The following is a 12,118-nucleotide window of genomic DNA, read 5'->3' as shown; positions in this document are numbered from 1 at the left end:
AAATATGGGAAAAACTGGCGACCTGGAATTGCATGAAAACTCAAAAATCAATATATTGGCTTACTTAGCACTTAGTATTTAGTACCTCCTATGTTAGCAGGCACAACTTTGCAGGATGGCAAATATACCCTAATCCAAGAAATTGGCCGTGGTGGCTTTGGCATTACCTTTAAGGCCACTCACAACTACTTAGGTCAAGAAGTAGTTATGAAAACTATTAATGAAAAACTCCGCCAACATCCTGATTTTGCCAAGTTTGAGCGCCAATTCCAAGATGAAGCCAGAAGATTGGCAACTTGTATCCATCCTCATATTGTCCGGGTCAGTGACTTTTTTATTGAAAATGGACTGCCTTACATGGTAATGGAATATGTTCGTGGAGATACTCTAGGAGAAGCATTTGTATTGCCAGCAATACCGTTACCGGAACCCACAGCAATTCACTATATTCGTCAAATTGGGTCAGCATTGCAAGTAATACATAATAATGGCTTGCTGCACCGGGATATTAAACCAGATAATATTATCCTCCGCAAAGGAAGTCAGGAAGTAGTGCTGATTGATTTTGGCATTGCCCGGGAATTTAATAATGGTGTTAGGCAAACTCATACTGGCATGGTTTCTGAAGGCTATGCACCCCTAGAACAATACTTGACCCAAGCCTCACGCACGCCAGCGACAGATGTTTATGGTTTGGCAGCAACTTTGTATGCCCTGTTAACAGGACAAGTTCCTTTGCCAGCATTATTGCGCGATCGCGAAAAAATGCCCTCTCCCCGCGAACTGCAACCGCAGCTCAGTGCAGCAGTTAATCAAGCAATCATGCGTGGTATGGCTATAGAATCTCAATTTCGCCCAGCAACAGTGGCACAATGGTTGCAATTATTACCTGAAAGTAAAATCAATATTAATAATCCAGTTCCCACTCAGGCGGTGCCAACTATAGTTTTACCCGTCCAGGAGCCAGGAAAAAAATTACCCCAAAAAAACTGCAACAGTCCCCAGAAACAATTATTAAAACTTCCAAAACAAAAAGCTTATCAAATATTCATAGCTGTAAGTGTAGCTTTTATTGCTGGCACAACAGGTTTTGGCATCACCAAGTTATTTTCTAATTCTCAGCCACAGTCATCTTCCACATCTGTGTTAGAAAAGCCTACAATTAAGCCGGAAACAGAAAAACCATCAGCTGATTCCCCATCTTTATCTGAGGAAGAAGAAAACAACAGACAAAATCCTCCCGCATCTTCGCCTCCTAACTCTGTACAAGTCAGAACTCCCAGACAAGGCCAGCGTTATATTCCTGTTGCTAAAGAACAAACTCTCACTACCACTAGCACCAACATCGAAAGTCAACGAAAACCGACGCAAACTCAAGGAAAACCCACTGCTACCAAACCCAGAACCATACCTAGCATTCCTCCCACACCATCATTAGTAGAAAGGCTGCGAGAAATTCGCGACACTCGTCAGGTTTCGCCCCCACCATCGCCAGAAAATAATCTACCCACCACTAAACGAGATTCCACCTCATCCCCGGCTGCGAGGCCATCAAATCCAATCATTCCACCAAGAGAACCATCACCTGCGCCAGCAAAACGATTAGATTCTCCTCCTGTGGTAGTTCCAACCACCGAAAGCAAGCCAAGTTCATTATCACTGCCTGAGAATTAGAAAACTACTAATCGAATACTCTTAGCGAATCTCGAATTGACCCTCCCACCCCTTCAAAGGGTGGGATTTTTGTTTCATTCAGCCGACTTGTCTACAGGAGTTTCCCCTCCTAAATAGAAGTCGTTCTGTCCATAAGCTTTAGATTCTGTGGTATCCACAGTACTTTTTAGTCCTTTGTTCAAAATTATAATCGCTGCACCGTGGTCACGGCGCATAATTGCCCCCCAAGAATGGCATTTGTCAGTAGGAGTAGACAACGACTTTTTAACCCGTCTTCCACAAACATCACAATCTTGAGATGTATGGCTTGGTGCAACTGCTATCGCCCAAGTATCAAAAACTTGGGAATCCCTTTTTACCTGGTTTCTTGGCTTGACAATTATCCTAGAAACCTTTGATAGCAAATCCTCAACATACCCAGAACATAAATTATGAATTTCTGAAAAAAAAGGACTATCCTCTACAACGAGAAGCTCTAGAACATCAGTTATTTAATTTTTTTGAGTAAAAAGGAAATCCACCAAACAATAGGTTTAGGTGGATTTCCTTTTTATTTTTAGTGGATCCGAGCAGAGTCGAACTGCTGTCCAAATTGGGTATTTACACCCCGCTCATTCACAGATTTAGCCTATCTGACCCTCAAGGCGGGAATCGTTCATTATCCCGAACGTAGGATGCTCTGATTAACTCTTAGCTAACAAGCCAACCAGAGAACACTTGTTAGAGCGTCCGTTGGGGGTTGGTCTCCAGTCCTTAACGGAGTCAAACTAGAGACGCTCGAACCTATAAGAGGTAATTAGGCAACTGCTACAGTAGCAGGCTTACGAGCAAATTTTACGATGTTATTCGCATTTACGTTTTTTTGAGCCTTTGATTTTCGAGAGGAGACTCACTCTCGACCTGCATCACAGAGTAGCGTTCGCCAACCTGTCGAAACCGTTACGGACCCATGAAGTTTATATATCAATTGTAATACCCCACTGGGGAAATGTGTTAAGAGCCAAATAAAATTTGCGATTTTTTCTTGGAATTTAGTTACGGGGCGTGGTAGGCTACCATGCCCCAAGGGATTGGGAGTTAAAAACCTCTACTCATTTTCGTCGGCAACGACTTGGGGCAGTCCCATGCTATAGTTAGCAACACGACCAGAAAGATTGTAGCTGATTTCACCTTTTTGCAGGAGCGATCGCAGATAATGCTCCAAGTCTGATCCCATGCGGCGTAAGTTGTAATCTGTTAAATCAGCGCCACTAGATGCTTCTACCAGTTGATCAAACTGGCGATAAACCTTTTGTAGAGCGTCTTCATTCCAATTGAATTCGTTGTCCGGGTCAACATCTAACGTTAAGACTTGATTACTAGGAATCAGTTCGCCATCTCGGTCAATTTCCGCCGCGAAAATTCGGATATGCCGAGTTGTGGACTTGAGCAGCATCGGGTTGTCCATAAAAGGGTGTAAGGTTTAGTTGAATTACACTAAATTTATTCTAGACCTTATGCGAGGGCTTAAATGACCGCTAATTAGCATCAGGGAAGGCAAACCTACTGTTCTGCCCTGATCATTTAGTCTATCCACTGATTTATTCTTAAATTTTTTCATGAAGATTTTGCAATTTTCAAGTTGAACAAAAGGTACATCAAGTAATTTTACGGAATCATTCTACAACTAGCTCTGGCTATCATAAAAACTCAATTATTATCAATTAAACTTACGTAAAAATACTAGAAATAAAGTAAAAACTCAAACTATTAATAATTAAAGCATCCAGTTGATGTAAAAACCTTTAAAAAGCTTGGACAAGTTCTTACAAAAACTTTATTGTATAAGATATCAAAGACTGAATAATAGTTATAATTTGCCTCGAAGCATATTTGCCTCAGGAAGATCACCGCCTAACGTTTTAAGACTAGCTAGAAAAAACACAGGAGAGTCAATATAGAATACAACTGTTATGGATCGAAGACAAATTTTTAATCCAGCACTGTGGATACAAAAAATATAAAGGATTTGATCTGGGGATATAGTTCCTCACCCTTATGACCATCAAGTAACCTAATCTCAAAATTATGAACTCAAAAGCATTACCGCGCCAAAAAAATAATATCGAAGTAGGTGTTTATGAATGCGAAATACATCTCAAATTCCGTTTGATTGAAGAAAAAAGTCTATTGGGCGATCGTGAGCAGCTGTTACAGGTTTTGCTAGACGCTTTGACCGAAGGCTCTGATGATTTTCTAGAGACGCTACAAGCATCTGTTAAAGCACAGGAAGTATCTGAGTTTAAAGCTTCCCCTCAAATGCGTCGCCAGCTAATGCGCTTACGTAATGCTGTTGACAATAGTCAATAGTTAAAAATCTGACAATGTAAAGCTGTCATTGAATAACAGCACAATCATGAATTAAGTATCAAATGCTCAATTATTGTCAAGTTAGTTCATATGTTTATGTGTTCTAACAGATAGTTAGCTGGTATAAACATAAACCCAGTGCAAAGCCTAAAGTTGATCTATTCTTTGAAAAATAAAAGAAAGCATCTACTAGATTGGCAGTCAGTTATAATGGTGTGTCTACTTTTTCAGTATTTTGCTCATTTAATTGGCATGAAAGATTTTTTTTGACATAATGTATGTTTCAGTAGGAGCTATCTAGGCAAATCAGGAATCATACTCAACTTCTGAACAGATAAAGGTATAACTAAAATCTACGTCAATTTACGTCCGTAATCCCATGGATGAAGCGCTTTGCTATGTTGCCAGAGCAGAAAACATTAAAAGATAAGTCAATTAACATTTGTTGGGTGTGTTGTCATGCAGGACAATACACTGCCTTAATTTGAGTCTAGAAAAAAATATGCACTAGTTAGTCAGACCGTGTTCCAATGCGAAACGAACTAACTCAGTGCGGCTATTAGTGCCAGTTTTACTAAACAAACGACTGACGTATTTTTCGACATTACGGACACTGGTTTCTAAACGACGAGCGATTTCTTTGTTCATCAAGCCTTCAGCTACCAAATTTAAAACACTTTGCTCTCTGGGGGTTAAGTCAATTTTAAATGGGGCCGGAGATTGAGAAATTGCACTTCTTTGAGTCAACAAAGCCTTAATTTGAGCAATTTGATTGGCTAGTTCAGCAATGTCAATGGTTTCGCTTTCTTCACCAGTGGGTGTAGCCTTAGTTAACCGGCGAGACAGTAAATTTTCAACAATTGCCACCAATTCATCTGGATCAAAAGGCTTCGGTAAATAGGCATCAACACCAGCTTGATAGCCCTGTATGCGATCGCCTGTCATACCTTTAGCAGTTAAAAATACAACTGGAAGTGTTTGAAAACGGGGGTCATTTCGCAGTTGTTTGAGGAACTGATAGCCATCCACCTGGGGCATCATGATATCAGAAATTACTAAATCAGGTGTATTTTGCTGCATTAAATTCCACCCTTCACGGGCGTTACTGGCAACTTGAACGCTGAAACCGCTTTCTTGTAAGTAGTCTTTCACGGCCTCCCGCAATCCTGGTTCATCATCTACCAGTAACAGTTGTGCTGACATTGAATTTTCCCTGTGTTTACCTCTTTCCAATTTAGCGAAAGTTGACAGCTATTGCTAGAACCAGTTGATGTTGAAATTGATCACTTAGTGAACTACTCCAACTAAGCTGACCCTGAGGTTGGAGCTTCTGTACTCACAGGCGAATGGAGCAAATGAGACTTTCACCCTATGTTTACGTTCCTATAGGTAGAGAATGACACCAATCTTGTTAAAGCCAATCAATGTTCTTAGCATTTTCTGGCAACTTAGCATCTCTTTGCCCAGTAAAACGTGCTCTAGCAGTGAACAAACCAATGGGAGTATTTAATAAATCAACAAAAGTAGCTTTACCCACCATCCCTCGCAAAATATCCCTTGGTAGTTCCTTGAAAAACCAACGTGCCAAGCGATAACTGCAATATTGGGCTGTTATCTCCGGCATTAACTCTACACCGTGCAGTTCATGTAAATAACGATTAGAACGCCCGTAGCGTCGCCATTGACTTGCTAATTCCTTGAGTGTGCCCCGGTGGCGGTGCTGGATAATTGCATTGGGGGCAAATTCTAAACCCCCGATATTTGACCGCAGAATCCGCCAACAAATGTCGGCATCGCCACCAGTGGTAAGATATGGTCGAAATAAACCTGCTGTTTGTAAAGCAATGCGGCGAATTGCTAAATTAGCTGTTTGACCGTAAGGACAAAAGGAATTAGCAAGAGTATGCTTTTGGGATAAAGTTTCTTGACGCTCTGCGTGTTTTTCGAGGATACTGTTGCCTGGTAGCGCGGTAATTTCACCAGCGACAATTACCACACTGGGATCACTAAAAGGCTGGATTAACGAGTGTAACCATTGGGGTTGGGGATGACAATCAGCATCCGTAAAAGCGACAATTTCACCCCCAGCAGCCCGAATTCCAATATTACGCGCAGCGTAAGAGCTTTGAATTTGGTTTTCCCTCAAAACATGAATTACAGGGTTATTTTCAGTGTATTCTTTCAGGAGGCTCAAGGTGCGATCGCTACTGTTATTATCTACCAGTAAATACTCTAGTCGTTCTTGGGGGTAAGTTTGAGATAGCAAACACTTGATTAATTCTGGTAGATCTCCCTCACCGTTATAAATAGGAACAACCACTGATACCATTGGTAAAAAACTATTGGTAGTGGTTGAATCAACTACCTGATTCATAAAATATGAGTTTTATCGAGAGATGGGATTACTTACTAGTATTCCCAGTTGCAAATCCTCTGAGCTAAAATTTTAAATTTCTAGCGCCGGAACTCACAGGTTGGTTACTGTGGGTAGCTGGAGGTTGAGCGAAGTTTTGACTTGATAGTGCAGCAATGGCTCTCGTATATTGAGGATCGTTTTGAGTGCCAAGTAAATTTGGATTACTTGCCAGCTGACGCTGTTGTGCTGCTGTCAAGTCTAACTTGATATCTGGTACAATGCCCTTTTTATTAATATCTGTGCCATCGGGGGTGTAGTAGTGAGCGATGGTAACTGCCAAACCTGAACCATCTGCGAGTTGATGAACAGATTGCACCATTGCTTTACCAAAGGTTTGACTGCCAATCACTACAGCTCGTTTATTATCTTTAAGAGCGCCAGTCAAGATTTCACTAGCACTAGCTGAATTCTCATCTACCAGTATTGCCAAGGGATGTTGAGTCAAAGCGGTGCGATTAGCCTTAGTTAGCTCACTTCCTCCTGCACGGTTAACAGTGCGGACAATCCCCCCCTCATCTAACCACATGCGAGCAATTTCAATGCTGGAATTTAAAAGCCCGCCAGGATTTCCCCGCAAATCCAACACAAAAGCATCGACTTTTTGACTGTTTAAATCTCGAATAGCTCGGCGCATTTGCTCAGATGCATGGCCACTAAACTCCCGCAGCCGGATATAACCCACACGACGATTACCTTCTTTTTTCAGACCGTAACGCACTGTGGGCACTTCAATTGTTGCCCGTGTCAGATCCAAATTAAAAGGACTTTGCCCTATTCTTCCCAATTGCAGTGTTATGGGAGTACCAACTTTACCCCGAATTAAGTCAGAGGCCCGTTCCAATTCCATTTTGTGAGTAGATTGACCGTCAATTGCCAAAATCTCATCACCTGGTTTAATTCCTGCTTTCAGCGCGGGAGAATTTTCAATAGTTTCCAAGACAGTGAGGCGCTGAGTTTTGTCATTGATTTCCATGCGAATACCAATTCCAGAGACTTCGCCGGAGGTTTGACTGGTTAAAGCTTGATATTGTTGTGGGTCCATAAACCGAGTGTAAGGATCACCCAATTTTTGCAAAGCTTCACGAATTGCTACATAAGCTTGTTCCTGAGAAGAATATTCTTTGCTTAACAAGGTCTGCCTAGTGGCTAGCCAATCTTGTTGATTGAAGCTGCCATCAACATACTCACGATTTACCAATTGCCATACTTGGTCAACTAATGCTTTCGGGCTATCCTCTAGGGCAGCAAGAACGCAGCGAGTCCAAGCAGAGCCAAATACCGAGACAGTAGCCGTCGTGGCAATAGCTCCACCAATCAAGAGTGCTTGGAGTGGCGAGTAACGTTTCGCAGATTGGTTCATGTATATCTTTGGAATATAGTTGTGCTGTTGACAGTTTAGCAATCAGGCTTTTGGGGATTTTTCAGTTGTTATACTTAACATTCACTTATGTTCCCCTCATTGTTTTCTCCTGTAATTCTCTGAATCTTTGATTAAAAAAGACTTCTGTGCCGATTAGGGTTTTTTGGCAGTCTAATATGACACTTAGAAGTTACAGTAACGTTACCGTGAATTTATTGTGACACTTTTACATATATAGCCATTCCCATGTTAGTCAGGTACAAAGTTTTTTCGTTTTAGGGAACAGGCAACAGGGAACAGTGAATGAATTGGTGTGTACTTCATTAGAATTGGAAACGCTATATCATCTTGACATCCTATCTTATCTTTATAAGATAGCACCTTGCCTAATTAATTATAGGTAATATAGAGATTATTTAACCAAGCTTTTATTAGCTGTGTTATGAGATATAAATTTACAAAAAATTTGTCAGTTTCTCCCTTGTTCAAATTTCGTAAACAGTGGCAATTGCTACAAAAAATAGCTCGTGGTTTATGCATTATATTTGGTAGTTGGCTAATTTTTACAACTATAACTCTAGTTTGGGCATCTTTTCAGCCAGTAGATGCCTTTTTTGTACTCGGTGGTAGTATTCGACGAGAAATTTATGTTGCCCAAAAAACACAAAAATATCCACAAATTCCTGTTTTAATTTCTAGTGGTTCTGACCCTCCCTGTATATGGCTAATCTTTCAGCAGGAAACAGCAGAGTTAAAGAACATTTGGTTAGAAAATTGTGCAAATTCAACTTTTGAGAATTTTTTCTATGGTATTCCCATTTTGCGACAATGGGGAGTACATAAAATCAAACTAATTACTTCACCAACTCACCTACCCAGGGCTAAATGGCTAGCACAAATTCTTTTGGGCGCTCATGGCATTTGGGTTGAGCCAGACATGGTTTCAGAGCAAGGTGTTCCCGGTAATTATGAATCTTGGTGGAAAACTGGACTAGATGTAACCCGAAGCTTATTCTGGGCACTATTTAGTCATATGATCCGCCCACAATGCTCAAATTTTACAAGACTTGCTGAGGTAGATCTCCAAGTTTGGCAGAGCAAAGGTTTTCAGTGCGAACACCAGGGCCGAGTAAAATCTACAACTTTATATGGGAAACGCAGTCAATAAAGGCCCTAAATTACTTGTTAAGCACTGCATTACTCATGAAATAGTTGTAGTGGTTTTTGGCTGAAACCAAGGACAAAAACAATCGAGCCAATTGGGTAAAACAACTCAATGTTTTTTCCAAATACCAACAGCTAAATTAAAGGAACGGATTAAGCAATTATGCTAGTAGTACTGCATCAAATTTGTTGAATTTGTCGAATCAGAACAATCCTACACCAGTAAAGCTAGTTTTCTAGATGGTGATTTTCTACCTACTTTCGGCGCAAAAACTGAAGGGTGGGCACCAAGTGGAAACCCGATAAAACGTGGAATGTATCCAACTAAAGTAGGAAAACTTATCAACGCTGATTTAAATGGGGCTGGGAATATCCTAAAAAAAGTAGAGACACAAACCGTGGCTACTAGATTTCGCATCTGGGAAACTAGAACTAGAAAGCTACACAGAGTGGCTTTAGCCCTCCGGGTAGTAACAGTTTAGAACCCCCTCACCTTTAGGCAAGGAAGAGGTCAATTTTGACTTCACTGCTTCAACAATGGCATCAGCATCGATTTTCGCAGCATGAAGTAATTCTTGTGGAGTGCCTGAGCTTGGCATATCCCTCACCGCTAATTTAACTAATCGCAATTGGGAACCGTTATAAATGGGTGTGTTACTAGTACCCGCAAAAGCATCCAGTACAGCAGCCCCCAACCCGCCTTCTATCCAATGGTCTTCCACAACAACTAAATTACCGTTACAATCTCTTGCAGCTTGATGTAATGTCCGCACATCAATAGGTTTAATTGAGTAAGCATCAATGACACGCACTGTAATACCTTCGTTTTTCAGCCTGTCATAAGCCTTGAGTGCTTCATGTAAAGTAATGCCAGCACCAATTACCGCAGCGCAATCGCAATCTGAACTGCGAATAACTTTACTACCACCAATAGGAAACTCTTCATGAGAATCATAGATTACAGGTGTACTTTCTCTTGTAGTACGGAGATAAACAATGCCATCAAGGTTGCTCATCTGTGCAACTAACTTGGCCGTTTGATTGGCATCACTGGGATACAATACAATACTACTCCACACAGCGCGAAATGCAGCTAAATCTTCTAAACCCATCTGTGAAGCACCATCTTGACCAATAGATACCCCACCATGAGAACCTACTAATTTAATATTGGCGCGAGAAACGGCTGCCATGCGTACAAAATCGTAAGCACGAGTCAAGAAAGCAGCAAAAGTGGAAGCAAAAGGTTTGTATTTTCTTACTTGCAAGCCTACCGCAGCTGCCACCATTTGCTGTTCAGCAATGTACATTTCAAAATAGCGCTCTGGGTAAATTTCAGCAAAATCTTCAGCATAAGTTGAGTTACTCACCTCTGCATCAAGGGCAATTACATTTGGTTGTGCTGCTCCTAATGCCACCAAAGCGTCTCCATAAGCTCGCCGTGTTGCCAGCTTTGTGCCTTTGTTGTAAATAGGTAGTCGCAATGGTTGAGCAACACCTAAGCTAGCTGGTTGTCCTTGTTCTTCTGGTTTATCCACTGAAATAATCAGATGCCGTGTACCACCTAACTCAGCAATCACTTGTTCTTCCTCATCCGGTTTCAGTGCTTTGCCATGCCAACCACCTAAATCTTCCAGAGAAGCCACACCTTTACCTTTTTTGGTGCGAGCGATAACCACCGTGGGGCGGTCATTAACAGCTACAGCAGCGCTGTATGCTTGATCTATCTCAATTAAATTATGACCGTCAATTTCTATCGCCTGCCAACCAAAGGCTCTAGCACGATTAGCATAAGCTTGTGTATTCCAACCTAGCTCGGTTTGACCCCGTTGACCGAGACGATTAACATCGATAATGGCAATAAGATTGTCTAAGGTGTAGTGTCCAGCATGATCAAAAGCTTCCCACACTGACCCCTCAGCAGTTTCACTATCACCCAGCAACACCCAAGTATGATAAGGTAATTGGTCTAAATATTTACCTGCTAGAGCTATGCCCACACCAATGGGCAATCCCTGTCCTAAAGAACCAGTCGCGACATCCACCCAAGGTAAAATCGGTGTGGGATGCCCTTCTAAACGACTGCCAAAATGCCGCAGCAATTGCAATTCTTCATCACTGATGACTCCGGCTGCTTTATACATACTATACAAAAGTGGTGCAGCATGACCTTTAGAAAAAATTAAGCGATCGCTATTGGGATGATGTGGATTGTCAAAATCATAGCGGAGATATTTACAAAGTAAAACCGCCATCAGATCCGCCGCCGACATAGAGGAGGTAGGATGACCAGAACCTGCAACGGTAGTAGCGCGAATACTATCAACACGCAACTGTTGTCCCAGTTCATGCCATTGGTGCAGTTGCTCTTGTGTGGTCATAATGGTTTTCCTATGAAAATACAGGTAATTTATAAAAATCGACAATTTTGTGCCTAAGTAGAGCTATTTTCCTGTAGAAATTACCACCATACTTGCTGCCAAAACCAAGATGCTTTTTTTGAGTTTTATTGTTTAATTTTATTATGGTTGGTAATTTATCAATCACCAAGATTGCTCAGGAAGTATTTCACTCTTCCTTGGTTAACTTTAGAGAGCAAGAAGTTTAATAACTTCTTTCTAATGGAATAACTACTCTTTATTTCTCAGGGTATATAAACAAACTTTTCTCTAGTGCGATCTTGTTACATTGCATATGATTTTAAGTTAGCTAATTTTTTGCAAAAAATAGTATTGATACGATTAATTGTGATAATATTGGCATTTGGTTGTTAACAAAATTATTTATTGTTAACACTCAAGGGTATTAGTGTATGGTTTATGATTTCTAAACCTAAAAAACCATTGCTAAAAACAACACAATAAATTTCCTTTGACCAACCTCCCCAGGAAAATTCAATCATTGCCAAAGGCTGGCATCATGGACAATATATTAGCATTAGTATACTTGTGATTAGCTTAATTGCCGCTCTGGGCGCTAGGCTATTTTAGTCGGCAACTTGAATATGCTCTGTTGCACAAGTGTTGAATGTTAAGAAAGAGGTGATAAAAATAGCCCAAAATATGGTAAATTCTGGGCGAAGTATTAAAATAGAATAATTGATAATGATTATAAATTCATTTCCCAAGATTGTCAAAGACATCCTCAGACCGTTG

General features: G+C 40.9%; 9 protein-coding genes and 1 other RNA gene. 3 read left to right on the top strand and 7 right to left on the bottom strand.

What is annotated here, in order from left to right; genetic code table 11:
• The first annotated feature begins 90 nt into the window (after positions 1-90).
• Positions 91-1,674, top strand: coding sequence for a serine/threonine-protein kinase (locus tag NWP25_RS00550; protein ID WP_280651165.1), 1,584 nt, complete (start codon positions 91-93; stop codon positions 1,672-1,674).
• A 74-nt stretch (positions 1,675-1,748) separates the two neighbouring features.
• On the opposite strand, the gene NWP25_RS00545 is transcribed toward NWP25_RS00550, so the two are convergent.
• The 3 genes from NWP25_RS00545 to ndhM form a co-directional block, all read right to left on the bottom strand.
• A complete protein-coding gene (locus NWP25_RS00545) occupies positions 1,749-2,078 on the bottom strand; it encodes a zinc ribbon domain-containing protein (RefSeq protein WP_280651164.1) in 330 nt (109 codons plus the stop codon).
• Between the two features lie 153 nt (positions 2,079-2,231).
• Positions 2,232-2,623: a transfer-messenger RNA gene (ssrA, locus tag NWP25_RS00540) on the bottom strand.
• A gap of 138 nt (positions 2,624-2,761) precedes the next feature.
• Positions 2,762-3,121 (bottom strand): NAD(P)H-quinone oxidoreductase subunit M, encoded by a 360-nt coding sequence (gene ndhM, locus NWP25_RS00535; protein ID WP_280651163.1) that lies wholly within the window; start codon positions 3,119-3,121, stop codon positions 2,762-2,764.
• Positions 3,122-3,741: 620 nt separating this feature from the next.
• On the opposite strand from ndhM, the gene NWP25_RS00530 reads away from it, so the two are divergent.
• Positions 3,742-4,023: an Npun_R1517 family heterocyst differentiation transcriptional regulator gene (locus tag NWP25_RS00530; RefSeq protein ID WP_280651162.1), complete on the top strand. Its 282-nt coding sequence runs from the start codon at positions 3,742-3,744 to the stop codon at positions 4,021-4,023.
• Positions 4,024-4,530: 507 nt separating this feature from the next.
• Here NWP25_RS00530 and NWP25_RS00525 read toward each other — a convergent pair.
• From NWP25_RS00525 to ctpB, 3 genes are all read right to left on the bottom strand, one after another.
• Positions 4,531-5,226, bottom strand: coding sequence for a response regulator transcription factor (locus NWP25_RS00525; protein ID WP_280698651.1), 696 nt, complete (start codon positions 5,224-5,226; stop codon positions 4,531-4,533).
• A gap of 208 nt (positions 5,227-5,434) precedes the next feature.
• A complete protein-coding gene (locus NWP25_RS00520) occupies positions 5,435-6,397 on the bottom strand; it encodes a glycosyltransferase (protein ID WP_280651160.1) in 963 nt (320 codons plus the stop codon).
• Positions 6,398-6,461: 64 nt separating this feature from the next.
• Entirely contained in the window at positions 6,462-7,799 is a 1,338-nt protein-coding gene (ctpB, locus tag NWP25_RS00515; RefSeq protein WP_280651159.1) for a carboxyl-terminal processing protease CtpB, read from the bottom strand.
• Positions 7,800-8,241: 442 nt separating this feature from the next.
• Here ctpB and NWP25_RS00510 point away from each other — a divergent pair, with 442 nt between their 5' ends.
• Positions 8,242-8,967, top strand: a complete 726-nt coding sequence (locus tag NWP25_RS00510; RefSeq protein ID WP_280698649.1) for a YdcF family protein — start codon at positions 8,242-8,244, stop codon at positions 8,965-8,967.
• Positions 8,968-9,418: 451 nt separating this feature from the next.
• Here the strand turns inward: NWP25_RS00510 and NWP25_RS00505 are convergent, their stop codons facing one another.
• Positions 9,419-11,344: a transketolase gene (locus NWP25_RS00505; protein ID WP_280698648.1), complete on the bottom strand. Its 1,926-nt coding sequence runs from the start codon at positions 11,342-11,344 to the stop codon at positions 9,419-9,421.
• Positions 11,345-12,118 lie beyond the last annotated feature (774 nt).

The sequence above is a fragment of the Umezakia ovalisporum Ak1311 genome, assembly GCF_029891685.1.
Lineage (GTDB): Bacteria > Cyanobacteriota > Cyanobacteriia > Cyanobacteriales > Nostocaceae > Umezakia > Umezakia ovalisporum.
This window is presented reverse-complemented; position numbering and strand designations above follow the sequence as displayed.

Excerpts from the sequence above, each read along its gene's own strand:
- NWP25_RS00550 (WP_280651165.1), top strand. The coding sequence starts at position 91 with ATGTTAGCAGGCACAACTTTGCAGGATGGCAAATATACCCTAATCCAA.
- ndhM (WP_280651163.1), bottom strand. The coding sequence starts at position 3,121 with ATGGACAACCCGATGCTGCTCAAGTCCACAACTCGGCATATCCGAATT.
- NWP25_RS00530 (WP_280651162.1), top strand. The coding sequence starts at position 3,742 with ATGAACTCAAAAGCATTACCGCGCCAAAAAAATAATATCGAAGTAGGT.
- NWP25_RS00525 (WP_280698651.1), bottom strand. The coding sequence starts at position 5,226 with ATGTCAGCACAACTGTTACTGGTAGATGATGAACCAGGATTGCGGGAG.
- NWP25_RS00520 (WP_280651160.1), bottom strand. The coding sequence starts at position 6,397 with ATGAATCAGGTAGTTGATTCAACCACTACCAATAGTTTTTTACCAATG.
- ctpB (WP_280651159.1), bottom strand. The coding sequence starts at position 7,799 with ATGAACCAATCTGCGAAACGTTACTCGCCACTCCAAGCACTCTTGATT.
- NWP25_RS00510 (WP_280698649.1), top strand. The coding sequence starts at position 8,242 with ATGAGATATAAATTTACAAAAAATTTGTCAGTTTCTCCCTTGTTCAAA.
- NWP25_RS00505 (WP_280698648.1), bottom strand. The coding sequence starts at position 11,344 with ATGACCACACAAGAGCAACTGCACCAATGGCATGAACTGGGACAACAG.